Source organism: Pseudomonas fluorescens, assembly GCF_000968015.1.
Classification (GTDB): Bacteria; Pseudomonadota; Gammaproteobacteria; order Pseudomonadales; family Pseudomonadaceae; genus Aquipseudomonas; species Aquipseudomonas fluorescens_W.
In genome coordinates this window covers 124,409-150,941 of sequence record NZ_LACH01000002.1, presented here as the reverse complement: position 1 = coordinate 150,941, position 26,533 = coordinate 124,409, and the positions used below count along the sequence as shown (strand labels likewise).

Sequence of the window (26,533 nt, the reverse complement as noted above, 5' to 3'; positions counted from 1 at the left end):
AAAACCCTGTGGGAGCGAGCTTGCTCGCGATAGCGGTGGATCAGCCGACATCAATGTTGAATGTACTGGCCTCATCGCGAGCAAGCTCGCTCCCACAGTTTTGATTTGCTGCAGTCTTACTTTTTCATCAGGCCGGAACACGCCGCCTTGTAAGCTTCATGCTGATACTTGTTCAGCGTGGCCGGCAATTCGAAATCAAATTTCTTGTTCTGCGCATTGATGGTCTGCGGCGACAGCAGCGTGACCTCGCAATTCTCCAGTAACTGAAAAACGCCTTCGATCTTGAACGTGGTCGGCCCACCGGCGAATTCGCCTTTCTTGCTGCGCTTCTTGATCGCGATCCGGTCGATGGAGTTCTCGCGCACGAACGAGGCGACTTGAGCGGCGAAGACTTTGACGTTGGCGGCTTCGTCGTCATCGTCGAGGGCGATTTTCTTGGTGGCCAGGGCGACGTGGCTCAGCGCCTGACCGTCGAGAGAGGCCACAGCGATGATAGCTTCGCTGCCTTTGATTTCGATGCCGCAGATTTTCATTTGAATTCCTTAACTGGCTGGTGGCGTGCAGCTTACAGCTCAAGCTGATCGGCGTTGATGCCAAAAGCCGCGGCAATTTTCTCACGGGTCGCCTTGCGAGGCTTGGCGACGGTCTCCTGCTGGGCAAAGGCCGGTTGGGAGATACCCATGCGTTTGGCCACTTCATCCTGAGTAAGGTTCAGATGTTCGCGCCAGGCGCGAATTGGCGTTGCGCCGTCGACGATACGGCTGACCACCTCATGAGGGGTCAGATCGGATTCGATTTTTTGCGCCACGTATTGCGCGTATGGAATAACCACGAAGGCGGGGTTTCCGTCAGCGTCATTAATAATTTGAACGTCAGTAGGTGCGCTCATCGCGTTTTTTGACCTCTTGGATACTGATCACTTTAATTGCGCCATCCCAGTCGAACATGATCCGATAATTGCCGACTCGCGGACGGTAGGCGTAATCATGACCAACCGGTGCTTTGACGTTGCCCACATCAGGCATGTCAGCCAGCACCGTGATGCATCACGCACCTGGATCTGATGAGCGGAATGCAATTTCAGCAGCTGCTTAACGGCCTTTCGAGTCCAGTGGATGCTGTTCATAGGGGGATATAAGTCTTTTATAAGATTTGCGAATCTTTACTTATATTTTCCAGGTCGCAAACAAACGAACCGTGTCGGCGTGTTGCCCGGCTGAAACGGTCGTTTATTGAGCTAAAGGGCGGTTGTAGGCGTGATGAAAACTGCTTGTGGGACAGGTCATTTCTTGCGGTTAGAAAGCTGGCGACAGCACCAGCTTCCGACGGACGATAATGTTTACTGCTGCCCAATCGACTCCAAGAACTCCGACCGCTCATCACTCATCCGCGCCACGCAATCATTCTGCGCAATCGTGAATGCCTTGCTACCGCTCGTCGCCGGAAACGCTTCAACCGCGCAGTCTGCATCCCGGGTCTTCAGCCACTGCTGTTGTGCGGCCTTGATCTTGGCGGTGATGTCGGTCAGTTGCGCCGGGTTCTTGCCGTAGAGCGTTTGCATGCGCTCGGTCAGGCTTTTGAGGTTTTCGCTCAGCAGGTCTTCGGCGGTGGTTCTGCTGTAGGTCGAGCATTCAAGAGTCTGGACTTCGTTTTCGACTTTGTCGCAGGGGTTATCGTCGGATTCTTCAGCCGCGTGTACGCCGGTCGCTATCAGTGCCAATGCCAGGAAGATCGATTTCATTGCGCCGTCGCCCCTTATTCCAGTAAAGCATCCAGTGAAACATCCAGTAGTGGCGCGAATTCTGGCCCATGCGCAGGCCCTTGAACAGGTGGCTCATGACGTCCGACGACGACCCTTTGTCGCGGATTGACGCTTTCGGCAAACCCCCTGTCGTTTTTGCACCCGGCTGCCCCCTCCCTCAGGCATATGCTGGCCCCAAAGCGCCGGCACACGATTCGGCGCATGAATCGCTAATAGGGGACAGCCTGATGAGCCCAGCCGAATTACACGCCGACAGCATCGTTATCGACGGTCTGATTATTGCCAAGTGGAACCGTGAGCTGTTCGAAGACATGCGCAAGGGCGGTCTGACCGCGGCCAACTGCACCGTGTCGGTGTGGGAGGGCTTTCAGGCCACTGTGAACAATATCGCCGCCAGCCAGAAGCTGATCCGCGAAAACAGCGACCTGGTGATTCCAGTGCGCACCACCGCCGATATCCGCAAGGCCAAAGAGCAGGGCAAGACCGGCATCCTGTTCGGCTTCCAGAATGCTCACGCCTTTGAAGACCAGATCGGCTACGTCGAGGTGTTCAAGCAGCTGGGCGTCGGTATCGTGCAGATGTGCTACAACACCCAGAATCTGGTCGGTACCGGTTGCTACGAGCGTGATGGCGGCCTGTCGGGCTTCGGTCGCGAAATCGTCGCCGAGATGAACCGCGTCGGCATCATGTGCGACCTGTCCCACGTAGGTTCGAAAACTTCCGAAGAAGTCATCCTCGAATCGAAGAAGCCGGTCTGCTACTCCCATTGCCTGCCGTCGGGTTTGAAAATCCACCCGCGCAACAAATCCGATGAAGAACTGAAGTTCATCGCCGATCACGGCGGTTTCGTCGGCGTGACCATGTTTGCGCCATTCCTGGCCAAGGGCATCGATTCGACCATCGACGATTACGCCGAAGCCATCGAATACACCATGAATATCGTCGGTGAAGACGCCATCGGTATCGGCACCGACTTCACCCAGGGCCATGGCCAGGACTTCTTCGAATACCTGACCCATGACAAGGGCTACGCCCGCCGCCTGACCAGTTTCGGCAAGATCATCAACCCGCTGGGCATTCGCACCGTCGGCGAGTTCCCGAACCTGACCGAAACCCTGCTCAAGCGCGGCCATTCCGAGCGCGTGGTCCGCAAGATCATGGGCGAGAACTGGGTCAACGTCCTCAAGGACGTCTGGGGCGAGTAAGCCACAGCACCTCTGAATCCTTTCCCCCGGCCATCCGTGCCGGGGGCAACACCAAAATTTTTCTGGAGTTAAGTTTCCATGGCCAAGATCGCCCCGCAATTGCCAATCGAAGTCGACAGCGAAACCGGTGTCTGGACCTCCGACGCCCTGCCAATGCTGTATGTACCGCGTCACTTCTTCGTCAACAACCACATGGGCATCGAGGAAGTGCTGGGCGCCGACGCCTACGCCGAGATCCTCTACAAGGCCGGCTACAAATCGGCCTGGCACTGGTGTGAAAAAGAAGCTGAGTGCCACGGCCTGGAAGGCGTTGCGGTGTTCGAACACTACATGAAGCGCCTGTCGCAGCGCGGCTGGGGCCTGTTCAAGATCCAGGACATCGACCTCGACAAAGGCACTGCCAGCGTCAAGCTCGAACACTCTGCGTTCGTTTATGTGTACGGCAAGGTCGGCCGCAAAGTCGACTACATGTTCACGGGCTGGTTTGCCGGCGCGATGGATCAGATTCTGCAAGCCCGCGGCAGCAAGATCCGTACGGTTGCCGAACAAGTCTACGGTGGCTCCGAAGAAGGCCACGACGACGGTTTGTTCACCGTCAAGCCGTTGTAAGTCGAGGAACCCGCCATGGCTTTCGAAGCAATGTTCCAGCCGATCCAGATCGGCAAACTGACCATCCGTAACCGCGTGCTCAGCACCGCGCACGCTGAGGTCTATGCCACCGACGGCGGCATGACCACCGACCGGTACGTCAAATATTACGAAGAGAAAGCCAAGGGCGGGATCGGCCTGGCGATTTGCGGCGGTTCCTCCAGTGTGGCCATCGACAGCCCGCAAGGCTGGTGGAAGTCGGTCAACCTGGCCGACGACCGGATCATTCCGCACTTCCAGAATCTGGCCGATGCCATGCACAAGCATGGCGCCAAGATCATGATCCAGATTACTCACATGGGTCGTCGTTCCCGTTGGGACGGCGAGCATTGGCCAACCCTGCTGTCGCCATCGGGTATCCGTGAGCCGGTGCACCGCGCGACCTGCAAAACCATCGAGCCGGAAGAAATCTGGCGGGTGATCGGCAACTACGCCAGCGCCGCCGCGCGGGCCAAGGCCGGTGGCCTGGACGGCGTCGAGCTGTCCGCCGTGCACCAGCACATGATCGACCAGTTCTGGAGCCCGCGCGTCAACAAACGTACCGACGAATGGGGCGGCAGCTTCGAGAACCGCATGCGTTTCGGCCTGGAAGTAATCAAGGCTGTGCGAGCTGAAGTCGGCCCGGATTTCTGCGTCGGCATCCGTCTGTGCGGTGATGAATTCCACCCGGATGGCTTGTCCCACGAGGACATGAAGCAGATCGCCAAGTACTACGACGACACCGGAATGATCGACTTCATCGGCGTGGTCGGTTCGGGTTGCGACACCCACAACACCCTGGCCAACGTTATTCCGAACATGAGTTATCCACCGGAGCCATTCCTGCATTTGGCCGCCGGTATCAAGGAAGTGGTGAAGGCCCCGGTACTGCACGCGCAGAACATCAAGGACCCGAACCAGGCGACCCGTATTCTGGAAGGCGGCTACGTCGACATGGTCGGCATGACCCGCGCCCACATCGCCGACCCGCACCTGATTGCCAAGATCAAAATGGGTCAGGTCGACCAGATCAAACAATGCGTCGGCGCCAACTACTGCATCGACCGTCAATATCAGGGTCTGGACGTGTTGTGCATCCAGAACGCCGCAACCTCCCGTGAATACATGGGCGTGCCGCATATCATCGAGAAGTCGACCGGTGTGAAGCGCAAAGTTGTGGTGGTTGGTGCCGGCCCTGCCGGGATGGAAGCGGCGCGTGTGTCGGCCGAACGTGGCCACGACGTGACCCTGTTCGAGAAGAAAGAATTCATCGGTGGCCAGATCACGACCGCCTCGAAAGCCCCGCAACGGGATCAGATCGCCGGTATCACTCGCTGGTTCCAACTGGAATTGGCGCGTTTGAAAGTCGACCTGCGCCTGGGCGTGGCGGCCGATGCGGCAACCATTCTCGATCTGCGTCCGGACGTGGTGGTGCTCGCCGTCGGTGGCCATCCATTCCTGGAGCAGAACGAACATTGGGGCGCGGCTGAAGGCCTGGTCGTCAGCAGCTGGGACATCCTCGACGGCAAGGTTGCACCGGGCAAGAACGTGCTGGTCTACGACACCATTTGCGAGTTCACCGGGATGTCCACCGCCGACTTCCTCGCCGACAAGGGCAGCCAGGTCGAGATCGTCACTGACGACATCAAGCCGGGCGTGGCGATTGGCGGCACCTCGTTCCCGACGTACTACCGCAGCATGTACCCGAAAGAAGTGATCATGACCGGGGACATGATGCTGGAGAAGGTCTACCGCGAAGGCGACAAGCTGGTGGCGGTGCTGGAAAACGAATACACCGGCGCCAAAGAGGAGCGGGTGGTGGACCAGGTCGTCGTCGAAAACGGCGTGCGTCCGGACGAAGAAATCTACTACGCCCTGAAGGAAGGCTCGCGCAACAAAGGCCAGATGGACATCGAAGCCTTGTTCGCGATCAAGCCGCAACCTTCGCTGAGCCAGGCGGGGGACGGCTACTTGCTGTTCCGCATCGGCGACTGCGTGGCGCAGCGCAACACCCACGCGGCGATCTACGACGCGCTGCGGTTGTGCAAGGATTTCTAAGAGCTTGTGGATAACCCTGTAGGAGTGAGCCTGCTCGCGAAAGCGGTGGATCAGTCGACATCGATGTTGAATGTCAGTCCGTCTTCGCGAGCAAGCTCGCTCCCACAGGAATCGAGCAAGGCATCCAGGTAGTTTGGCCTGCAAGACCCCGAGGTCTTTGGGAGCTCCACCATGTTGAACACCCTTCTTCCAATCCTGTTGTTCGCCGCCTTGGGCCTCGCTGTCCTCGGCGCGTTGCGGCGGGTGGCTATGTGGCGCCGAGGCCGGGCTTCGAAAGTCGACCTGATCGGCGGCCTGTTCGCCATGCCCAAGCGTTACATGGTCGATTTGCACCATGTGGTGGCGCGGGACAAATACATCGCCAACACTCACGTTGCCACGGCCGGTGGTGCGGTGGCGTCTATCGTGCTGGCGATTCTGGTGCACGGTTTTGGCCTGCATAACCGCATCCTCGGCTATGCACTGCTGTTGATGACGGCGGTGATGTTCGTCGGTGCGATCTTTGTGTACCTGCGTCGTCGCAACCCGCCGGCCCGTTTGTCCAAAGGCCCGTGGATGCGCCTGCCGAAAAGCCTGTTGGCGTTCTCGGTAAGTTTTTTCCTGTTGACCCTGCCGGTCGCCGGCATCCTTCCGGAAAACTTCGGCGGTTGGGTGGTGGCTGCGATCCTCGGCGTTGGTGTGCTGTGGGGCGTTAGCGAACTGTTCTTCGGCATGACCTGGGGCGGGCCGATGAAGCACGCCTTCGCCGGTGCTTTGCACTTGGCCTGGCATCGTCGCGCCGAACGCTTTGGTGGTGGCCGTTCCACCGGTTTGAAACCGCTGGACCTGAACGATCCGACCGCGCCACTGGGCGTGGAAAAACCCAAGGATTTCACCTGGAACCAACTGCTCGGCTTCGACGCTTGCGTGCAGTGCGGTAAGTGCGAAGCCGCGTGCCCGGCGTTCGCTGCCGGTCAGCCGCTGAACCCGAAAAAACTGATTCAAGACATGGTCGTTGGCCTGGCCGGTGGCACCGACGCCAAATTCGCCGGCAGCCCGTATCCGGGCAAGGCGATCGGCGAGCACGCCGGTAATCCGCATCAACCGATCGTCAACGGTCTGGTGGACGCTGAAACCTTGTGGTCCTGCACCACTTGCCGTGCCTGCGTCGAGGAGTGCCCGATGATGATCGAGCACGTCGACGCCATCGTCGACATGCGCCGCCACCTGACCCTGGAAAAAGGCGCGACCCCGAACAAGGGCGCCGAAGTCCTGGAAAACCTGATCGCCACCGACAACCCTGGCGGTTTCGCCCCGGGCGGACGGATGAACTGGGCGGCGGATTTGAACCTCAATCTGATGAGCGAGAAGAAGTCGGTCGACGTGCTGTTCTGGGTCGGCGACGGTGCCTTCGACATGCGCAACCAGCGTACCTTGCGCGCCTTCGTCAAAGTGCTGAAAGCGGCCAAGGTCGACTTCGCCGTGCTGGGGCTTGAAGAACGCGACAGCGGTGACGTGGCCCGACGTCTGGGCGACGAAGCCACCTTCCAGTTGTTGGCCAAACGCAACATCCAGACCCTGGCCAAGTACAGCTTCAACCGCATCGTCACCTGCGACCCGCACAGCTTCCACGTGCTGAAAAACGAGTACGGCGCCTTCGACGGCAACTACGTTGTGCAGCACCACAGCACTTACATGGCGGAAATCATCGGCGCTGGCGCCCTGAACCTCGGCCAGCACAAAGGCAGCAGCGTGACTTATCACGATCCGTGCTACCTCGGCCGCTACAACGGCGAATACGAGGCACCGCGTGAAGTGCTGCGCGCCCTGGGTATCGAGATCAAGGAAATGCAACGCTCCGGTTTCCGCTCGCGCTGCTGCGGCGGCGGCGGCGGTGCGCCGATCACCGACATCCCGGGCAAGCAACGGATCCCCGACATGCGCATGGAAGACATCCGCGAAACTGGCGCCGAACTGGTGGCCGTGGGTTGTCCACAGTGCACCGCGATGCTTGAGGGCGTGGTCGAACCACGGCCGCTGATCAAGGACATTGCCGAACTGGTGGCGGACGCGTTGCTCGAAGACGCTGCCCCGAGCAAGCCGACCAAACCGGCCCAACGTGAACCTGCGGAGGCCCACTGATGAGCGACATTATCCGCCGCGACCCACGCGCCGAATGGATCGCCCGCAACCGTCTGCACCCGCTGCACGCGGCCATGCAACCGGCGCAACACAGCTGGATGGGGCCTAACGGCGTCATCCGCAAAAATCCTCACGGCATCGGTTTTATTGGTCCCAACGGGATCAAACGGATCGACCGCAGCGGCGCTCAACAGGGCGGGGCGACTAAACGCTCGGCCGCGGTTGAAGTCCAGTTGCCACTGCATCAAGTGCCTGCACCTGCGTTTTACATCAGTGTGGTGCCGGACATGGTCGGCGGCCGCTTGAGCAGCCACGACCGCGACTTGCTCGGCCTGGCTCACCAGTTGGCTGGCAAGGACGGCGCTGTATTGGCCGTGGTCTTCGGTGAACATAAAGAAAACGCCTTCGCCACCGCTGGCGTCGATCGCTTGCTGGTGCTGGATGGCGACGAATTCAGCGGTTATGCACCGGAACAACGGGTCCAGGGCCTGCGGGCTGTGGATAACCAGTTCAGCCCGCGTCACTGGCTGCTGCCGGACAGTCGCAGCGGCGGTGGTGAATTGGGTCGACGCTTTGCCGCCGCACTGGGCGAACGCCCGGCTACAAGGGTCTGGCAGGTCAAGGATCAGGAATGCATCGGTCGCGCCGGTGCCGGTTTGCAGGACCTTGCGCGCCCGGTGGCACGCTTGATTCTGGCTGCCGTCGAATGCGCCGAACCGGTCAGCGAAACCCGTCACGAAGCCTTGCCGGTGGAGTTATCCACAGCCGTGGCGCGCAGTTTGTCGCGCATCGAGGATTTGGGCGCCGTGGCAGTGGACCCGGCGGCGATTCCGATGGCCGAAGCCGAGTTCATCTTCTCCGGCGGCAACGGGGTCAAGGACTGGGGACTTTTCCACAGGACCGCCGAAGCGCTGGGCGCTACCGAAGGCGCGTCCCGTGTGGCGGTGGACGATGGCTTCATGGCGCGCGACCGTCAGGTCGGTGCGTCCGGCACCTGGGTCACCGCGCGGGTTTACGTGGCGGTGGGGATTTCCGGGGCGATCCAGCACCTGCAAGGCATCGGTGCCTGCGACAAGGTGGTGGCGATCAACCTCGATCCTGGCTGCGACATGATCAAACGGGCCGACCTGTCGGTGATCGGCGAGAGTGCAGAGATTCTTCAAGCCTTGATCGATGCGGTAGAGGCTTACCGCAACGAAGCCAAGCGCGATGCGGCTTAAGGAAAGGATAGGGTTATGAGCACGAAAATCATCAGCCTGGTGTCCATCGGCGCCCACCCGACCTCCGGCCGGCCACGTCGTGCGGAGCAGGATGCGCGGGCGGTGGAGCTGGGCCTGCAACTGGCTGGGGATAACCTGCAAGTGCTGCATGCCGGCGACGTCGCAGAACCTGCACTACGCGCCTATCTGGGGATGGGCCTGGAACAGCTGCATGTGCTTGAGCAGCCGGAAGGCGCCGATGCACTGCCGGCATTGACCGCGTATTTGCGTGACGCCGGGGCTCAGGTCGTGCTGACCGGCAGCCAGGCGGAAACCGGTGAAGGTTCGGGCATGTTGCCGTTCCTGCTGGCGGAAAATCTGGGCTGGCCACTGGTGGTAGGGCTGGCTCAAGTTGAATCCATCGACGGTAATTCAGCGCTGGTGCTGCAAGCCTTGCCGCGCGGTCAGCGCCGTCGCCTGAAAGTGCGACTGCCGTTTCTCGCGACTGTGGATAACGCCGCGCCGAAGCCTCGGCAGAGTGCCTACGGCCCAGCCCGACGCGGTGTGCTGCAGGCGGATGAAGTCGAAGTGATCGATGATGAACTGCTGGCGGTCGCCACCCTGCAACCGGCCAAGCCACGGCCTAAACGCTTGAAGGTGATCAAGGCCAAGAGCGGCGCAGACCGGATGAAAGCCGCGACGGCCAAGGCCAGCGGTGGCGGCGGGCAAGTGCTTAAAGGGTTGAGTGCCGAGGCGGGGGCCGAGGCGATTCTCAAGTTACTGATCGAAGAAGGCGTGGTCCGCTAGCGGATCACTAGTGCAGATCTAAAAATGTGGGAGCGAGCTTGCTCGCGAAAGCGGTGGTTCAGTCGACATCAATGTTGAATGTGAGTCCGCCTTCGTCGGATCGCCGCCCGGAGCAAGCTCGCTCCCACAAGGAAAAATAATGACCGTTGAATTTCGTTCGGCCCTGCGCGCGGATGCGCGGGAAATTGCTCGCTTGTTCCAGATTTCGTCAGAAGGTGCTGCGGATTACATCTGGAGCCAACTGGCGCAACCCGGTCAGGATTTACTGGACGTGGGCGCCAGTCGTTACGCCCGTGACGACGTCGATTTTTCTTATCAGAACTGCCTCATCGCCGAGGTTGATGGAAACGTCATTGGCATGATGCACAGCTACGTGATGCGTCACGATCCGCTGGCGCCTCCAGTGACCGATCCAGTCCTGGCGCCGTACGCCAAGATGGAAATCCCCGATACCCTCTACATTTCCAGCCTGGCACTCCATGAAGGCTGGCGAAACCAGGGCCTGGGCAAGCAATTCCTTGCCTACGCTTACGACCGTGCCAACCAGCTGGGGCTCAATGGCTTGAGTCTGATCGACTACGCCGTGAACACCGGCGCTCGTCGGTTTTACGAACGACATGGCTTTCGTATCGTCGATACCTGCCAGATCACTCCCCATCCGATGATTCGGGTCACGGGTGAGGCCTATCTGATGTATCGGCCCTAGTGCGCTACATTTCTCTATGAGCTGCTCAGGGTTGCCGCAGCGCTAGTTCATAAAACTCGTTTTCAGAATGGGTTGAACATGAAAGCGGTCAGTCGGCGTGAGACATGTCTGATCGGCGGCGTGAGTTCAAAGTCGTCTCTGGTGCTGCTTGCATTTTTTATCTGTGCAGCAACCAGTGCGATAGCTGATACCCGGCCGGCAGCTCCGGATTTTTACACATGGTTAGAGTCCGAACAGGGACAAAAAGCGTCCTTGGCGCAGCTGAAACAGCAATGCGCCAACGTGTTGGATGCTGAAAAAAACCTGAATTGTTCAGTGTCTGTTCTCGCCCGAATGTTCGAGGCCAAAACCGCAAACCAGATCCCCGAATACTATCTGGCGATCAAGCGACGTCACGCTCAGGCAATCGCGAATGACCCTGAGCTCAACGCAATGTTTTCCATGTTCGGCAGCGAATCCCTCGCGACCCTCAGATCGCTCGCCGATTTCTCGGTGAAAAGAACGACGCGGCACGAAGTGCTCGCAATTCACCCCTATGCCAGTGACGGTTACGTGACTGACGAGGTGCTGCCCTACCTCGATGTCAAAGCGGCCAATGGGGTCTCGTCGCGCTTCATTCTGGACACCGGCGCACCGCAAACCCGGGTCAACCACGACACCGCGAAGCTGATGGGAATCAGTTTCTTAACCGACTCTCACTATGGCTACAGCACGTTTTATGGTGAACGTGACCTGTCTGCCAAACTCGGGATCTTTGAGTCTTTAACGATAGGCTCAAGCGAGTTCAGAAATGTCCTGGTGTTTGTCAGCGACCGGGAAAACTTACTGGGGCTCGATTTACTCGGTAAGTTGGGGCGCTTGAAGGTCACCAAAAAGACTCTGGAGGTTAACGCTGAACCTCCTGCGCGATGCGATTCGCGAATCACCTATGCGCGCATCGACATCAATCAAAGACTGACCATTGCCGCACGCCTGGATCGTCGGGCCACGCCAGCGATTATTGACACCGGCAATGTTGATTACCTGACGTCGTCCTCGCCGGGCAACTCACCCATTCATGTCACCGATAAACCGCGCTCCCAAACCTTCAAGGGGGAATTGAGCCTGGCGGGACATATCCAACGGATCACCTACAACTACTACCCGGACTTTACGATTCCTCCGTCGTTGTTGCTGGGGCAGTACGTGCCTTCGCTTTTGCTTGGGTGGGGGGCATTCAATGACTATGAGTTGAATCTGGACATCGACTCGGGCTGGTCGTGTTTCAACAGGACCTGAGCGTGGTTACCCACAATCCCTGTTAGCGCTTCTGTGGATAACATGTTCGCCCATCGCTACACCCCATACAAATCAAGCCCTGCAACCCTTCGTACAAAAAACAACCAGCCTAACTTGCGGTTTTTTCAGGCTTTTCCCAGAGGATAACTTTGTGCGCGAGCCAATACTTGCCCCCAATCTCTGTTAGCGCATCTGTGGATAAGATGTTCGCTGTCCTCTACAGGCCATATAAACCGGGCCTGTCAGGCTTGTGATCAAAAAACGATCAAATCGTCGTTTTAGACCGGGAAACTTCGCGCAAACCCCGATTTATCGCGGCTTCCAACGGTTTTCCACAGATCAGCCCAAGTTGCCCCCAAAGTCTGTTGGCGCTTCTGTGGATAAGGTGTTCGCCATCCTCTGCAAGCCACGTATAACGTGACTTTCAAGCTTTCGATCAAAAAACAACCAATCGCTGTTCAAAACCCTGCTTCTGGATAAGTCACGGATTTTCTTCGGTTTCTGTGGAGAAAATTTTCTGTAAATTCACACTTGTCCCCAATAGCTGTGGGTGGAGGTGTGGATAAGTTGTTTGCGGAAGGCTGGGAGCCACGTTGCGTATAGGCCTGAACGCAATAGGTCATATTTCGTACAGATCTAAGGAGGGGGTGTAGGCGAGGGAGAGGATAAAAGGTAGACCGCCATCGCGAGCAAGCTCGTTGCCAAATTTGATCTGTGTTGTTCACAAATCCCCTGTGGGAGCGAGCTTGCTCGCGATGCTTTTGCTTTTGCTTTTGCTTTTGCTTTTGCTTTTAGCCTTGAACCGGAACGCCTTTGAGGTAAGGCGCAGGTTCCGCGCCCAGGTTGCTCAGCAAACGCTCGCTGTACCAGTCCACGAAGTTCACCACGCCAAACTCATAGGTCTTGGAGTAAGGGCCTGGCTGGTAAGCCGTGGAGTTGATGCCGCGCTGGTTCTCTTCGGCCAGGCGACGGTCCTGGTCGTTGGTCGCATCCCAGACCTGGCGCATGCGCTCCACGTCGTAGTCCACGCCTTCGACGGCGTCCTTGTGGACGATCCACTTGGTGGTGACCATGGTTTCCTGCGCGCTGATCGGCCACACCGTGAAGACGATGATGTGGTCGCCCATGCAGTGGTTCCAGGAGTGCGGCAGGTGCAGGATGCGCATCGAGCCCAGGTCCGGGTTTTTGATCCGGCCCATGAGTTTGGCGCAGCCTTGTTTGCCGTCCAGGGTCATCGACACGGTGCCCTTGAGCAGCGGCATGCGCACGATGCGGTTACGCAGGCCGAAGCTGGCGTGGGCGTAAGGGATCTTCTCGGCTTCCCAGGCAGCGGCGGAGGCGGCGACGTGGTCCTTGAAAGCCTGGTCGGCACGCGGGTCGGTGACGTCGTCCCATTCCAGCAGGGTTTTCAGCAGTTCCGGGTGCGATGCGTTGCAGTGGTAGCACTCGCGGTTGTTTTCCAGCACCAGTTTCCAGTTGGCCTTTTCCATCAAGGTGGTGGTAATCGCCACCTTGGTGTTCTCCATGTCGTACGGTTCCATGTAATGGTTCAGCGTCGACAGGAAGTCATCAATGGCCGGTGGGTTCTCCGACAGGCTGATGAAGATGTAACCGCCAGCGGTCTTCACGTTTACCGGTTTGAGGCCGTACTCCTTCATGTCGAAGTCGGCGCCCATCTCGGTACCGGCAAACAGCAGGCGACCGTCCAGTTCGTACGTCCACTGGTGGTAGTGGCAGACCAGTTTGGCGACTTTGCCTTTTTCACTGGTGCACAGGCGCGAACCACGGTGACGGCAGACGTTGTGGAACGCATGGATCACGCCTTCGGCGCCGCGAATCACGATGATCGGGTTCTTGCCGACTTGCAGGGTCAGGTAGTTGCCCTTGGTCGGGATTTCGCAGGCCATGCCGGCGATCAACCACTCTTTCTGGAAGATTTCCTGCATGTCGATATCAAACAGCCGCTCGTCAGAGTAAAACGGCTGCGGCAGCGAGAAAGTACGCTCGCGCTCTTGCAGCATCTGCGCGGTGGCCTTGCGTGCGGGTTCCAGTGGATCGCCCAGGCTCAGGGTAGTGGTGACGTCCATCATTTAATCCTCAAGGCCATTCTGTGTGGCCGGCGAAAGTGGCTAATCAGGTTTGCTACGCAAGGGTGTATAGGTTGTGTCTTGGTATGGGGCGAGTGTGGGGCCGGCGCTGGGCAGAACCTTATCCATGGGCGACATGGCCCAATCTGTTCCCGACGCGCAACCCCCGGTAGATGCAGGCTGGTCGCGATAAGTATGTGAATGTCGCAGATAGGTAAATGGGTGGTTCGCACGTTACGCAGAATCGTCAACATAAGGCCGACCATCGGCGGTGGAGAACAGCATGTCCAACAGCTTCCTGAATCCGGTAACCACCCAGACCTGGGCCAATGGTCGACACATCGTCCGTTGCGTCAAAGTCATCCAGGAAACCTGGGATGTGCGCACCTTCTGCTTTATGGCTGACCAGCCAATCCTGTTCTTCTTTAAACCCGGGCAGTTTGTCACCCTGGAGCTGGAAATCGAAGGCGTGCCGATCATGCGCTCCTACACCATTTCCAGCTCGCCATCGGTGCCGTACAGCTTTTCGGTGACCATCAAGCGCGTGCCGGGCGGCAAAGTCTCCAACTGGCTGCACGACACCCTGCACGAAGGCCAGGAGCTGGCGGTGCACGGCCCGGTCGGGCTGTTCAACGCCATGGACTTCACCGCGCCGAAGGTGCTGTACCTCAGCGGCGGTGTCGGTATCACGCCGGTCATGTCGATGGCTCGCTGGTTCTACGACACCAACGGCAACGTCGACATGGTGTTTATCCATAGCGCCCGTTCGCCCAAAGACATCATTTATCACCGCGAGCTGGAGCACATGGCGTCGCGGATCGATAACTTCAGCCTGCACCTGATCTGCGAGAAGCATGGTCTGGGCGAGCCGTGGGCCGGTTATCGCGGTTACCTGAACCACAAGATGCTCGAACTGATGGCGCCGGACTTCATGGAGCGCGAAGTGTTCTGCTGCGGCCCGACGCCGTACATGAACGCGGTCAAGCGCATGCTGGAAGCGGTCGGCTTCGACATGTCGCGTTATCACGAGGAATCGTTCGGTGCTACACCACCGGAAGCCCGTGCCGATGCGGTGGAACAAGCCGAACAAGCGGCGGATGCACCGGAAGTCGACGCGGCGGATCTGCACCAGGTGGAATTCACTGCGTCCGGCAAGAGCATTCGTGTTGCACCGGGTGAAACCGTACATGCGGCGGCGGCCAAGCTTGGCCTGCTGATTCCGAAAGCCTGCGGGATGGGGATCTGCGGGACGTGCAAGGTGATGAAGCTGGGTGGCGAGGTCGAAATGGACCACAACGGCGGGATCACCGAGGAAGATGAAGCGGAAGGGTTCATTCTTTCGTGCTGCAGCGTGCCGAAGGGTGATGTGCGCATCGAGTTCTGATGATTTCGCAATAACCCGTAACCCTGTAGGAGCTGTCGAGTGGAACGAGGCTGCGATCTTTTGATCTTGTTTTAAACAAGCAAAATCAAAAGATCGCAGCCTCGTTCCACTCGACAGCTCCTACAAGGGTTGTGGATATTTCAATCGACAAACAAATCTGGCATCAGCTTGTCATCGGTGCCGGGTTCGAAGCGGTAATGATCGAATTCGGTTACGCCGTGCTCCCCCAGAATCTCCTCATCAATCAGCAATCGCCCGGTAGTGCTGCGACCGCTGCTGCTCAGAATCACATGGGCGGCATCGGCCATGATCGCGGGCGTGCGCGCATGCTTGAACGACTCGCGTGACCCCAGCTGAAACTCGATGGCGGCGGTGGCGATCATCGTCTGCGGCCACAGGGAGTTGACGCTGATACCGTAGTTCTTGAACTCCTCGCTCATGCCCAAGGTCAGCATGCTCATGCCGTATTTGGTCACCGTGTAGGGGCTGTACTGGGCAAACCATTTACTCGCCAGATTCAGCGGCGGCGACAGGTTGAGGATATGCCCGGCGCTTTTCTTCAGATAGGGCAGGGCGGCCTGGCTGCACAGGAGTACGGCGCGGGTGTTGATCTGGTGCATCAGGTCGAAGCGCTTCAGTTCGATGTGTTGAACCCCGGTCAGCTTGATCGCGCCGGCATTGTTGATCAGCGCATCAATGCCGCCGAAATGCTCGTTGGCCTGGGCCAATGCCTCACGCACCGCGACTTCATCACGCACATCCACCTGTAAGGCCAACGCCTTGCCGCCCGCGGCTTCGACTTCCTTGGCCACACTGAAAATCGTGCCCGGCAACTTGGGGTGCGGCTCGGCGCTTTTAGCGGCAATCACAATATTGGCCCCATCCCGCGCGGCGCGCAGCGCGATCTCACGACCAATCCCGCGACTCGCGCCGGTAATGAACAGGGTTTTGCCTTGTAAGGACATGCGTGCGCTCCTGATAATTGTTGTCTGAGCGGAGGCTCGACAAACAATGTAGACGATGGAGCAAACGCAGGAGGGTGGGGCGGATGTGAACCTTGTGGCGAGGGGATTCATCCCCGTTCGGCTGCGAAGCAGTCGTAAATCCAGACAACTTAGTCTGTCTGAAAGGGCGCTAGGGCCGCTTCGCGGCCCAACGGGGATAAATCCCCTCACCACAGGGGATCGGGTTGCTGCTTAGCGGGACATGACCTCGCGAATATCCGCCGCCAGCTCCCGCACGCGTTCTTCTTCGGTGTCCCACGAGCACATGAAGCGTGCGCCGCCGTTACCGATGAAGGTGTAGAAGCGCCAGCCCTTGGCCGTCAGTGCTGCGATCGCCGGTTCCGACAGTTGCAGGAACACGCCGTTGGCCTGCACCGGGAACATCAATTCCACGCCTGGAATGTCGCTGACCAGTTCAGCCAACAGCTGCGCGCAGTGGTTGGCGTGGCGGGCGTATTTGAGCCAGGCATCGTTTTCCAGAATCCCGACCCACGGCGCCGACAGGAAACGCATTTTCGAGGCCAGTTGCCCGGCCTGTTTGCAGCGGTAGTCGAAGTCTTCGGCCAGTTTGTGGTTGAAGAACAGAATCGCTTCCCCCACCGCCATGCCGTTTTTCGTGCCGCCGAAGCACAAGACATCGACCCCAGCCTTCCAGGTCAGGTCCGCTGGCGAGCAGCCAAGAAATGCGCAAGCATTGGAGAAGCGCGCGCCGTCCATGTGCAGGTTCAGGCCCAGCTCTTTGCAGGTGGCGCTGATGGCGCGGATTTCTTCCGGGGTGTAGACGCTGCCGACTTCGGTGGCCTGGGTCAGGGTGACTACGCGCGGTTTCGGGTAGTGGATGTCCTGGCGCTTGAGCGCGATTTCGCGGATCGATTCCGGGGTCAGCTTGCCGTTTTCAGTGCGGGCGATGAGCAGCTTGGAACCGTTGGAAAAGAATTCCGGTGCACCGCACTCGTCGGTTTCGACGTGGGCGGTTTCCGAGCAGATCACGCTGTGGTAACTCTGGCACAGCGACGACAGGGCCAGGGAGTTGGCCGCGGTGCCGTTGAAGGCGAAGAACACTTCGCAGTCGGTTTCGAACAGTTTGCGGAAATCGTCGGACGCGCGTGCGGTCCATTCGTCGTCGCCATAGGCGCGTTGGTGGCCGTGGTTGGCCTGTTCCATGGCAGCCCAGGCTTCAGGGCAGATACCGGAATAGTTGTCGCTGGCGAATTGTTGGCTCTTATCGGTCATGGCCGGCTTCCGTGGTCGAGGCTCTTATGGTGAAGAGCCTCGTGGTCAATGATGGTGCGCACTTTACCGAAGATCGTCCGGGGAGCACACGCGATGATGCTGTCAGAAAAATACAAAGACGCCGGGCAATTATGCACATGACGCAAAGGGATGGGGCACTGGATCTGCTCAAGTGGCTGGCGCTGTTGAGCATGGTGCTCGATCACCTGCGATATGTTGGTTACTCCGTCGATCTGCTGTATGTGCCGGGGCGGTTGGCGTTCCCGTGGTTCTGTCTGGCGATGGCCGCAAACCTGGCACGGGCCCGCACGGTGACGACGGACGGCCAGTGGCGTTATCTGGGCTGGTTGCTGCTGTTTAGCGCCATCAGCGAAATTCCCTACCGGATGTACATTCCAGATCCCGACACCTTGAACGTGCTGCCCACGTTGGCGTTGGGATTGCTGGTGGCCCGTGGCTGGCGGGATCGAACTCTGCAAACGCGACTGTTGGCGGCAGGCGCCTTGCTGATGGCGGCGCTGTTCCCGGAGCGATTGATGTTCGGCTTCTTCGGCGTGCTGTTGCCGCTGGCGATGTTGCTGGTGCTCGGGCGGCCCTGGTATTTCAGCCTGTTGCCGGGATTGGTCTGTCTGGCAGCCAATCAGTGGCAAGTCCTGTATTCCTCCGCGCGGTTTCACAACAGTGAAGCCATCCTCGGCATCGCCGCTTGTCTGATCGCGCCACTGGCCGGCCTGCTTTTGCTGCGCCATGCCGGCCGGCTCGAACCTCCACCGCCGATGCGTCGCTGGGCGTACGCGCTCTATCCGTTGCATTTTCTGCTGTTACTCGCAGTACGACAGGCAATCGCCTAACCCCTGTGGGAGCGAGCTTGCTCGCGATGAGGCCGTCACCGTCAGCATTGATGTTGCCTGACCCACCGCTATCGCGAGCAAGCTCGCTCCCACAGGGGATCCCTGCTGGTTTGGAGATCGTGTTCGGCATGCCATTCCCCGCCATGTCGTAAACGCACCTTTGCGTGGCGTCCGTAGGCATTTGGCCTGTCTGCGCCGGTCATACCATCGCTATCAAAGGGCACTGTCGAAACACCAGTGCCTTACCGAGACGAATGGCGCATAGATGCCGCTGGGAGAGACGCGATGTTCAGCAAGCAAGACCAGATCCAGGGTTACGACGATGCACTGCTGGCGGCGATGAATGCCGAGGAGCAACGCCAGGAAGATCACATCGAGCTGATCGCGTCAGAGAACTACACCAGCAAACGCGTCATGGAAGCGCAAGGCAGTGGCCTGACCAACAAATACGCCGAAGGCTATCCGGGCAAGCGCTACTACGGTGGCTGCGAGCACGTTGATAAAGTTGAAGCGCTGGCCATCGAACGCGCCAAGCAACTGTTCGGTGCCGATTATGCCAACGTGCAGCCACACTCCGGCTCCTCGGCCAACAGCGCCGTTTACCTGGCTCTGCTGCAAGCGGGCGACACCATCCTCGGCATGAGCCTGGCCCATGGCGGTCACCTGACCCACGGCGCCAAAGTGTCGTCCTCGGGCAAGCTGTACAACGCCGTGCAGTACGGCATCGACACCAAAACCGGGCTGATCGACTACGACGAAGTCGAGCGTCTGGCCGTCGAGTGCAAGCCTAAGATGATCGTTGCTGGCTTCTCGGCCTATTCCAAGACCCTCGACTTTCCACGCTTCCGTCAGATTGCCGACAAAGTCGGTGCCCTGCTGTTCGTCGATATGGCCCACGTCGCCGGTCTGGTCGCTGCCGGCCTGTACCCGAACCCGCTGCCTTACGCCGACGTTGTGACCACCACCACCCACAAGACCCTGCGCGGTCCACGTGGCGGCCTGATCCTGTGCAAGTCCAACGAAGAAATCGAGAAGAAGCTCAACGCCGCAGTGTTCCCGGGTGCCCAGGGCGGCCCGCTGATGCACGTGATCGCTGGTAAAGCGGTGTGCTTCAAGGAAGCGCTGGAGCCTGGCTTCAAGGCTTACCAGCAACAAGTGATCGACAACGCCCAGGCCATGGCGGGCGTATTTATCAAACGCGGCTACGATGTAGTGTCCGGCGGCACCGATAACCACCTGTTCCTGGTCAGCCTGATTCGTCAGGGCCTCACCGGCAAAGAGGCGGATGCAGCACTCGGTCGCGCCCACATCACCGTGAACAAGAACGCTGTCCCGAACGATCCACAGTCGCCGTTCGTGACCTCCGGCCTGCGCATCGGCACCCCGGCGGTGACCACTCGCGGCTTCAAGGTTACCCAGTGCGTCACGCTTGCCGGCTGGATCTGCGACATCCTCGACAACCTCGGTGACGCCGACGTCGAGGCCAATGTTGCGCAGCAAGTTTCGGCCCTGTGCGCGGACTTCCCGGTTTATCGCTGAGCGCGGTTTTGGAGTAAATGACTATGCAACGGTACTCGGGCTTCGGCCTCTTCAAACACTCCCTCAGCCATCACGAAAACTGGCAGAAAATGTGGCGCACGCCGACCCCTAAAAAGGTCTATGACGTGGTCATCGTCGGCGGTGGCGGGCATGGTCTGGCGACCGCCTACTACCTGGCCAAAGAGCACGGCATCACCAACGTGGCCGTGGTCGAGAAAGGCTGGCTGGGCGGCGGTAACACCGCGCGCAACACCACCATCGTTCGCTCCAACTATCTGTGGGACGAGTCGGCGCACCTGTACGAACACGCGATGAAATTGTGGGAAGGCCTGTCTCAGGACCTGAACTACAACGTGATGTTCTCCCAGCGTGGCGTCTACAACCTGTGCCACACCCTGCAGGACATCCGTGATTCCGAGCGTCGGGTCAGCGCCAACCGCCTCAACGGCGTCGACGGTGAACTGCTCGATGCCAAACAAGTGGCTGACGAGATTCCGTACCTCGACTGCTCCAAGAACACTCGCTACCCGGTGATGGGCGCAACCGTCCAGCGTCGCGGCGGCGTGGCCCGTCACGATGCCGTGGCGTGGGGCTTTGCCCGTGCTGCCGACGCACTGGGTGTGGACCTGATTCAACAGACCGAAGTGATCGGTTTCCGCAAGGAAAACGGTGTGTGCATCGGTGTTGAAACCAACAAGGGCTTCATCGGCGCCAAACGCGTCGGTGTAGTGACCGCCGGTAACTCGGGGCACATGGCCAAACTCGCCGGTTTCCGTCTGCCGATCGAATCCCACCCGCTGCAAGCGCTGGTGTCCGAGCCGATCAAGCCGATTATCGACAGCGTGATCATGTCCAACGCCGTACACGGTTACATCAGCCAGTCCGACAAGGGCGACCTGGTAATCGGCGCCGGTATCGACGGCTACAACGGCTACGGCCAGCGTGGTTCGTACCCGGTGATCGAGCACACCATTCAGGCCATCGTCGAGATGTTCCCGGTGTTGTCCCGCGTACGCATGAACCGTCAGTGGGGCGGCATCGTCGACACCACGCCGGATGCGTGCCCGATCATTTCGAAAACCCCGGTCCCGAACATGTTCTTCAACTGCGGTTGGGGCACCGGTGGCTTCAAGGCAACACCTGGCTCGGGCAACGTGTTTGCCGCGAGTCTGGCCAAGGGTGAAATGCACCCATTGGCTGCACCTTTCTCCATCGACCGTTTCCACAACGGTGCGTTGATCGACGAACACGGCGCTGCTGCGGTTGCCCACTAACAGGAGAAATCCCCATGTTGCATATCTTCTGTCCTCACTGCGGCGAACTGCGCTCCGAAGAGGAATTCCACGCATCCGGCCAGGCGCACATCCCGCGTCCACTGGATCCGAACAGCTGCACCGACGAGGAGTGGGGCGACTACATGTTCTTCCGCGATAACCCTCGCGGTCTGCACCACGAGTTGTGGGATCACGTCGCCGGTTGCCGTCAGTATTTCAACGCCACCCGTGACACCGTGACCTACGAGATTCTCGAAACCTACAAGATCGGCGCCAAGCCACAATTCACCGACAAGACCGATAGCCCGAAAGCGGCCGCCACGGCTCTGGGAGAGAAGGTATGAGCCAGATCAATCGCCTGTCCAACGGCGGACGCATCGACCGCAACAAAGTGCTGAGCTTCACCTTCAACGGCCAGACCTACAAAGGCTTTGAGGGCGATTCGCTGGCCGCGGCCTTGCTGGCCAACGGTGTCGACATCATCGGTCGCAGCTTCAAGTATTCCCGTCCGCGCGGCATCTTTGCCGCCGGTGCCGAAGAGCCAAACGCCGTGCTGCAAATCGGCGCGACCGAAGCCACGCAGATCCCGAACGTACGCGCCACGCAACAAGCGCTGTATCAAGGTCTGGTCGCCACCAGCACCAACGGCTGGCCGAGCGTGAACAACGACATGATGGGGATTCTCGGCAAGGTCGGCGGCAAGCTGATGCCACCGGGCTTCTACTACAAAACCTTCATGTACCCGCAATCGTTCTGGATGACTTACGAGAAATACATTCGTAAGGCTGCCGGTCTTGGCCGCTCGCCGACCGAGAACGATCCGGACACCTACGACTACATGAACCAGCACTGCGACGTGCTGATCGTCGGCGGTGGCCCTGCTGGCCTGGCCGCTGCACTGGCGGCTGCCCGCAGCGGTGCGCGTGTGATTCTCGCCGATGAACAGGAAGAATTCGGCGGCAGCCTGCTCGATTCCCGCGAAAGCCTCGACGGCAAACCGGCCGCTGAATGGGTCGCCAGCGTCATCGCCGAACTCAAGGACACCCCGGACGTGCTGCTGTTGCCGCGCGCCACGGTCAACGGCTACCACGACCATAACTTCCTGACCATTCATGAGCGCCTGACCGATCACCTCGGCGACCGCGCCCCGATTGGCCAGGTCCGTCAGCGCATCCACCGCGTTCGCGCCAAGCGTGTAGTGCTGGCGACCGGCGCTCACGAGCGTCCGCTGGTTTACGGCAACAACGACGTGCCGGGCAACATGCTCGCCGGCGCTGTGTCGACTTACGTGCGTCGTTACGGCGTGGCACCGGGCAAAAAACTGGTGCTGTCGACCAACAACGATCACGCCTACCGCGTTGCCCTGGACTGGCTCGACGCCAGCCTGCAGGTCGTCGCCATCGCCGATGCCCGCAGCAATCCGCGCGGTGCGCTGGTTGAAGAAGCGCGCGCCAAAGGCATCCGCATCCTGACCGGCAGCGCCGTGATCGAGGCACGTGGCAGCAAGCACGTGACTGCCGCTCGCGTTGCCGCGATCGATGTCAAAGCGCACACCGTGACCAGCCCGGGTGAGTGGCTTGAATGCGACCTGGTTGCCAGCTCCGGCGGCTACAGCCCGGTGGTTCACCTGGCGTCGCACTTGGGTGGCAAGCCGATCTGGCGTGAAGACATCCTCGGTTTCGTACCGGGCGAAGCACCGCAGAAACGCGTGTGCGTTGGTGGCATCAACGGCGTCTATGGCCTCGGCGATTCCCTGGCCGATGGTTTTGAAGGCGGCGCTCGCGCAGCCAGCGAAGCCGGTTTCAGCGTGGTCGAAGGCACCTTGCCGAAAGCCCTGAGCCGTCTGGAAGAATCCACTCTGGCGCTGTTCCAGGTGCCACACGAAAAGAACACCGCACGTGCGCCGAAGCAATTCGTCGACCTGCAAAACGATGTCACCGCCGCCGCCATCGAACTGGCGACCCGCGAAGGCTTCGAGTCGGTCGAGCACGTCAAACGCTACACCGCACTGGGCTTCGGTACTGACCAGGGCAAGCTCGGCAACGTCAACGGCCTGGCCATCGCCGCCCGTTCGCTGAACGTGACCATCCCGCAGATGGGCACCACCATGTTCCGCCCGAACTACACGCCGGTCACCTTCGGCGCCGTGGCCGGCCGTCACTGTGGGCACATCTTCGAGCCTGTGCGCTTCACCGCGCTGCATCACTGGCACGTGAAGAACGGCGCCGAGTTCGAGGACGTCGGTCAGTGGAAACGTCCGTGGTACTTCCCGAAAAACGGTGAAGACCTGCATACCGCCGTGAAGCGCGAATGCAAAGCCGTGCGCGACAGCGTTGGCCTGCTGGACGCTTCGACCCTGGGCAAAATCGACATCCAGGGCCCGGATGCGCGTGAGTTCCTCAACCGCATCTACACCAACGCCTGGACCAAGCTCGACGTGGGCAAGGCGCGTTATGGCCTGATGTGCAAAGAAGACGGCATGGTCTTCGACGACGGCGTAACCGCTTGCCTCGCCGACAACCACTTCGTGATGACCACCACCACCGGCGGCGCTGCACGCGTGCTGCAATGGCTGGAAATCTACTCCCAGACCGAATGGCCAGAGCTGAAGGTGTACTTCACGTCCGTGACGGATCACTGGGCAACCATGACCCTGTCCGGGCCGAACAGCCGCAAGCTGCTCAGCGAAGTCACCGACATCGACCTGAGCAACGAAGCGTTCCCGTTCATGACCTGGAAAGAAGGCCTGGTCGGCGGTGTGCCGGCGCGGGTGTTCCGGATTTCGTTTACCGGTGAACTGTCGTACGAAGTCAACGTGCAAGCCGACTACGCCATGGGCGTGCTCGAGAAAATCGTCGAGGCCGGCAAGAAGTACAACCTGACCCCGTACGGCACGGAAACCATGCACGTACTGCGGGCCGAGAAGGGCTTCATCATCGTCGGTCAGGACACTGACAGCTCAATGACCCCGGACGACCTGAACATGGGCTGGTGTGTCGGTCGCACCAAACCGTTCTCGTGGATCGGCTGGCGTGGCATGAACCGTGAAGACTGCGTGCGTGATCAGCGTAAACAGCTGGTTGGCCTGAAGCCGATCGATCCGACCAAATGGCTGCCGGAAGGGGCGCAACTGGTGTTCAACACCAAGCAAACCATCCCGATGACCATGGTCGGTCACGTGACTTCCAGTTACCTGCACAACTCCCTGGGCTATTCGTTTGCCATGGGCGTGGTCAAGGGCGGCTTGAAGCGCATGGGTGAGCGGGTGTTCGCACCGCTGGCCGATGGCAGCGTGATCGAAGCGGAAATCGTTTCTTCGGTGTTCTTCGATCCTAAGGGTGATCGCCAGAACATTTGATGGTTCGGATCCTGTGGAGTGCAGTTGCACCGTGGTGACTTCATCGCGAGCAGGCTCACTCCTACAGGTAATCGCGTACCCCTTGTAGGAGTGAGCCTGCTCGCGATAGCGGTAGATCTGCTTGCACAGGGCTCAAGTCAGAATTCAGGAAAGGTGCTTTATGACCGCAGCCAATGTTTACCAACAACGCCCAACCACTGGGGCCAAGGCCGAGTCGTCGCTGCATCACGCCGACCTCGCCAGCCTGGTGGGCAAGGGTCGCAAAAGCGCCGGCGTGATCGTGCGTGAGAAAAAACTCCTCGGCCACCTGACCATTCGTGGCGATGGTCATGATGCTGCGTTCGCTGCCGGTGTGCACAAAGCCCTCGGTATCGAATTGCCGGGCGCGCTGACCGTCGTCGTCAAAGGCGAAACCAGCCTGCAATGGATGGGGCCGGATGAATGGCTGCTGATCGTGCCGACCGGTGAAGAATTCGCCGCCGAGAAGAAACTGCGTGAAGCGCTGGGCGACCTGCACATCGCGATCACCAACGTCAGCGGCGGCCAGCAGCTGCTCGAACTGAGCGGCCCGAACGTGCGCCAGGTGCTGATGAAGTCCACCAGCTATGACGTGCACCCCAACAGCTTCCCGGTGGGCAAGGCTGTGGGCACCGTGTTTGCCAAATCGCAACTGGTGATCCGCCACACCGCCGAAGACACCTGGGAACTGCTGATTCGTCGCAGCTTCTCGGATTACTGGTGGTTGTGGTTGCAGGATGCGGCTGCTGAGTATGGGTTGAGTGTTCAAGCTTAAGAACCACCCCTCACCCCAGCCCTCTCCCCATGGGGGAGAGGGGGAAAGGGAGCAGATCTCTATGGGGTTTTAAATCTGAGTTCAACACGATATTTCAGGTCGATGTCGCTCCAAGGACAACTCGGTCAGTCCCCTCGCCCCTTTGGGGAGAGGGTTAGGGTGAGGGGTGGAATTCCCTGACACCCAGCACAACGAACAGGAGTCACCGCACTATGAGCCGCGCCCCAGACACATGGATTCTGACCGCCGACTGCCCAAGCGTTCTCGGCACCGTGGACGCGGTGACCCGCTTTCTGTTCGAGCAGGGCTGCTACGTCACCGAACACCACTCCTTCGATGATCGGCTCTCGGGCCGTTTCTTCATTCGTGTGGAATTCCGTCAGCCCGACGGCTTTGACGAACAAGCCTTCCGCGCAGGGCTCGAAGAACGCGGCCAAGCCTTTGGCATGATCTTCGAACTGACCGCGCCGAACTACCGCCCGAAAGTGGTGATCATGGTCTCCAAGGCCGATCACTGCCTTAACGATTTGCTCTACCGCCAGCGCATCGGCCAATTGTCGATGGACGTAGCCGCCGTGGTCTCCAACCACCCGGACCTCAAGCCGTTGGCGGACTGGCACCAGATTCCGTACTACCACTTCCCGCTGGACCCGAACGACAAGCCGTCCCAGGAGCGTCAGGTCTGGCAGGTGATCGAAGAGTCCGGCGCCGAACTGGTGATTCTTGCTCGCTACATGCAAGTCCTGTCGCCCGAGCTGTGCCGCAAACTCGACGGCAAGGCGATCAATATCCATCACTCCTTGCTGCCCGGTTTCAAAGGCGCCAAGCCTTATCACCAGGCTTACAACAAGGGCGTGAAACTGGTCGGCGCCACGGCGCACTACATCAACAACGACCTGGACGAAGGCCCGATCATCGCCCAGGGCGTAGAGGCCGTGGACCACAGTCATTACCCGGAAGATTTGATCGCCAAGGGGCGGGATATCGAAGGGCTGACCCTGGCCCGGGCCGTGGGTTATCACATTGAAAGACGCGTGTTTTTGAACGCCAATCGCACGGTCGTTCTCTAGATCGCTATCGCGAGCAGGCTCACTCCTACATTGGAATACGTACCCCCTGTAGGAGCGAGCCTGCTCGCGATGAGGCCCTTACAAACAACACAAGACACACAGGCAACAACCCGAGCAATCAACGCGCCGCCGCTTCATGGCGACGCGACCGCTACATAAAAACAACAGCGAGGTGAA

The 26,533-nt window shown here is 59.5% G+C and carries 22 protein-coding genes and 1 pseudogene; 16 read left to right on the top strand and 7 right to left on the bottom strand.

Going from position 1 to position 26,533, the window contains the following annotated elements; all coding sequences use genetic code 11:
* Nucleotides 1-116 precede the first annotated feature (116 nt).
* The 4 genes and pseudogenes from VD17_RS01890 to VD17_RS01875 all read right to left on the bottom strand — a co-directional run bounded on the left by VD17_RS01890 (nucleotide 117) and on the right by VD17_RS01875 (nucleotide 1,741).
* Nucleotides 117-533 (bottom strand): DUF3010 family protein, encoded by a 417-nt coding sequence (locus VD17_RS01890; protein WP_046052436.1) that lies wholly within the window; start codon nucleotides 531-533, stop codon nucleotides 117-119.
* Nucleotides 534-565: 32 nt separating this feature from the next.
* Nucleotides 566-889: a helix-turn-helix domain-containing protein gene (locus tag VD17_RS01885; RefSeq protein ID WP_046052435.1), complete on the bottom strand. Its 324-nt coding sequence runs from the start codon at nucleotides 887-889 to the stop codon at nucleotides 566-568.
* A pseudogene (locus VD17_RS01880) lies at nucleotides 873-1,126 on the bottom strand (type II toxin-antitoxin system RelE family toxin). The gene VD17_RS01885 and the pseudogene VD17_RS01880 overlap by 17 nt, the downstream one beginning before the upstream one ends.
* Before the next feature lie 213 nt (nucleotides 1,127-1,339).
* A complete protein-coding gene (locus VD17_RS01875; RefSeq protein WP_046052434.1) occupies nucleotides 1,340-1,741 on the bottom strand; it encodes a lysozyme inhibitor LprI family protein in 402 nt (133 codons plus the stop codon).
* A 248-nt stretch (nucleotides 1,742-1,989) separates the two neighbouring features.
* Between VD17_RS01875 and VD17_RS01870 the strand changes: the two genes are divergently transcribed.
* The 8 genes from VD17_RS01870 (at nucleotide 1,990) to VD17_RS01835 (ending at nucleotide 11,763) form a co-directional block, all read left to right on the top strand.
* The gene (locus VD17_RS01870) at nucleotides 1,990-2,967 is read left to right on the top strand and encodes a dipeptidase (protein WP_046052433.1); all 978 of its coding nucleotides are present in this window, start codon (nucleotides 1,990-1,992) and stop codon (nucleotides 2,965-2,967) included.
* 78 nt (nucleotides 2,968-3,045) lie between these two features.
* Complete coding sequence (locus tag VD17_RS01865; protein ID WP_008033249.1) at nucleotides 3,046-3,576, top strand: DUF5943 domain-containing protein; 531 nt, start codon at nucleotides 3,046-3,048, stop codon at nucleotides 3,574-3,576.
* A gap of 15 nt (nucleotides 3,577-3,591) precedes the next feature.
* Nucleotides 3,592-5,652 carry a dimethylglycine demethylation protein DgcA gene (gene dgcA, locus VD17_RS01860; protein WP_046052432.1) on the top strand — a complete coding sequence of 687 codons (2,061 nt, stop codon included), beginning with the start codon at nucleotides 3,592-3,594 and terminating at the stop codon, nucleotides 5,650-5,652.
* Nucleotides 5,653-5,823: 171 nt separating this feature from the next.
* The gene (gene dgcB, locus VD17_RS01855; protein ID WP_046052431.1) at nucleotides 5,824-7,773 is read left to right on the top strand and encodes a dimethylglycine demethylation protein DgcB; all 1,950 of its coding nucleotides are present in this window, start codon (nucleotides 5,824-5,826) and stop codon (nucleotides 7,771-7,773) included.
* On the top strand, nucleotides 7,773-8,993 hold the full coding sequence (etfA, locus tag VD17_RS01850) for an electron transfer flavoprotein subunit alpha (protein ID WP_046052430.1): 1,221 nt from the start codon (nucleotides 7,773-7,775) through the stop codon (nucleotides 8,991-8,993). The genes dgcB and etfA overlap by 1 nt, the downstream gene beginning before the upstream one ends.
* Before the next feature lie 15 nt (nucleotides 8,994-9,008).
* The gene (etfB, locus tag VD17_RS01845) at nucleotides 9,009-9,779 is read left to right on the top strand and encodes an electron transfer flavoprotein subunit beta (RefSeq protein WP_033060746.1); all 771 of its coding nucleotides are present in this window, start codon (nucleotides 9,009-9,011) and stop codon (nucleotides 9,777-9,779) included.
* Between the two features lie 139 nt (nucleotides 9,780-9,918).
* A complete protein-coding gene (locus VD17_RS01840; RefSeq protein ID WP_046052429.1) occupies nucleotides 9,919-10,485 on the top strand; it encodes a GNAT family N-acetyltransferase in 567 nt (188 codons plus the stop codon).
* Between the two features lie 78 nt (nucleotides 10,486-10,563).
* Nucleotides 10,564-11,763: a retropepsin-like aspartic protease gene (locus tag VD17_RS01835; protein ID WP_046052428.1), complete on the top strand. Its 1,200-nt coding sequence runs from the start codon at nucleotides 10,564-10,566 to the stop codon at nucleotides 11,761-11,763.
* A gap of 791 nt (nucleotides 11,764-12,554) precedes the next feature.
* Here the strand turns inward: VD17_RS01835 and gbcA are convergent.
* On the bottom strand, nucleotides 12,555-13,850 hold the full coding sequence (gbcA, locus tag VD17_RS01830; protein ID WP_046052584.1) for a glycine-betaine demethylase subunit GbcA: 1,296 nt from the start codon (nucleotides 13,848-13,850) through the stop codon (nucleotides 12,555-12,557).
* 283 nt (nucleotides 13,851-14,133) lie between these two features.
* Here gbcA and gbcB point away from each other — a divergent pair, with 283 nt between their 5' ends.
* Nucleotides 14,134-15,234, top strand: a complete 1,101-nt coding sequence (gene gbcB / locus VD17_RS01825) for a glycine-betaine demethylase subunit GbcB (protein WP_046052427.1) — start codon at nucleotides 14,134-14,136, stop codon at nucleotides 15,232-15,234.
* A 140-nt stretch (nucleotides 15,235-15,374) separates the two neighbouring features.
* Here the strand turns inward: gbcB and VD17_RS01820 are convergent, their stop codons facing one another.
* Nucleotides 15,375-16,199: an SDR family oxidoreductase gene (locus tag VD17_RS01820; RefSeq protein ID WP_046052426.1), complete on the bottom strand. Its 825-nt coding sequence runs from the start codon at nucleotides 16,197-16,199 to the stop codon at nucleotides 15,375-15,377.
* A 231-nt stretch (nucleotides 16,200-16,430) separates the two neighbouring features.
* Entirely contained in the window at nucleotides 16,431-17,471 is a 1,041-nt protein-coding gene (locus VD17_RS01815; RefSeq protein WP_046045314.1) for a threonine aldolase family protein, read from the bottom strand.
* A 131-nt stretch (nucleotides 17,472-17,602) separates the two neighbouring features.
* Here VD17_RS01815 and VD17_RS01810 point away from each other — a divergent pair, with 131 nt between their 5' ends.
* From VD17_RS01810 to purU, 7 genes are all read left to right on the top strand, one after another.
* Entirely contained in the window at nucleotides 17,603-18,322 is a 720-nt protein-coding gene (locus VD17_RS01810; protein ID WP_046052425.1) for a TraX family protein, read from the top strand.
* A gap of 285 nt (nucleotides 18,323-18,607) precedes the next feature.
* The gene (gene glyA, locus VD17_RS01805; RefSeq protein WP_033053962.1) at nucleotides 18,608-19,861 is read left to right on the top strand and encodes a serine hydroxymethyltransferase; all 1,254 of its coding nucleotides are present in this window, start codon (nucleotides 18,608-18,610) and stop codon (nucleotides 19,859-19,861) included.
* A 23-nt stretch (nucleotides 19,862-19,884) separates the two neighbouring features.
* On the top strand, nucleotides 19,885-21,135 hold the full coding sequence (locus VD17_RS01800) for a sarcosine oxidase subunit beta (RefSeq protein ID WP_007947735.1): 1,251 nt from the start codon (nucleotides 19,885-19,887) through the stop codon (nucleotides 21,133-21,135).
* Between the two features lie 14 nt (nucleotides 21,136-21,149).
* On the top strand, nucleotides 21,150-21,479 hold the full coding sequence (locus VD17_RS01795) for a sarcosine oxidase subunit delta (RefSeq protein ID WP_033053963.1): 330 nt from the start codon (nucleotides 21,150-21,152) through the stop codon (nucleotides 21,477-21,479).
* Complete coding sequence (locus VD17_RS01790) at nucleotides 21,476-24,493, top strand: sarcosine oxidase subunit alpha (RefSeq protein ID WP_046052424.1); 3,018 nt, start codon at nucleotides 21,476-21,478, stop codon at nucleotides 24,491-24,493. Before VD17_RS01795 ends, VD17_RS01790 begins: the two co-directional genes overlap by 4 nt.
* A gap of 160 nt (nucleotides 24,494-24,653) precedes the next feature.
* Nucleotides 24,654-25,286 carry a sarcosine oxidase subunit gamma gene (locus VD17_RS01785; protein ID WP_008147099.1) on the top strand — a complete coding sequence of 211 codons (633 nt, stop codon included), beginning with the start codon at nucleotides 24,654-24,656 and terminating at the stop codon, nucleotides 25,284-25,286.
* 212 nt (nucleotides 25,287-25,498) lie between these two features.
* The gene (purU, locus tag VD17_RS01780) at nucleotides 25,499-26,356 is read left to right on the top strand and encodes a formyltetrahydrofolate deformylase (RefSeq protein ID WP_008147101.1); all 858 of its coding nucleotides are present in this window, start codon (nucleotides 25,499-25,501) and stop codon (nucleotides 26,354-26,356) included.
* Nucleotides 26,357-26,533: the final 177 nt, after the last annotated feature.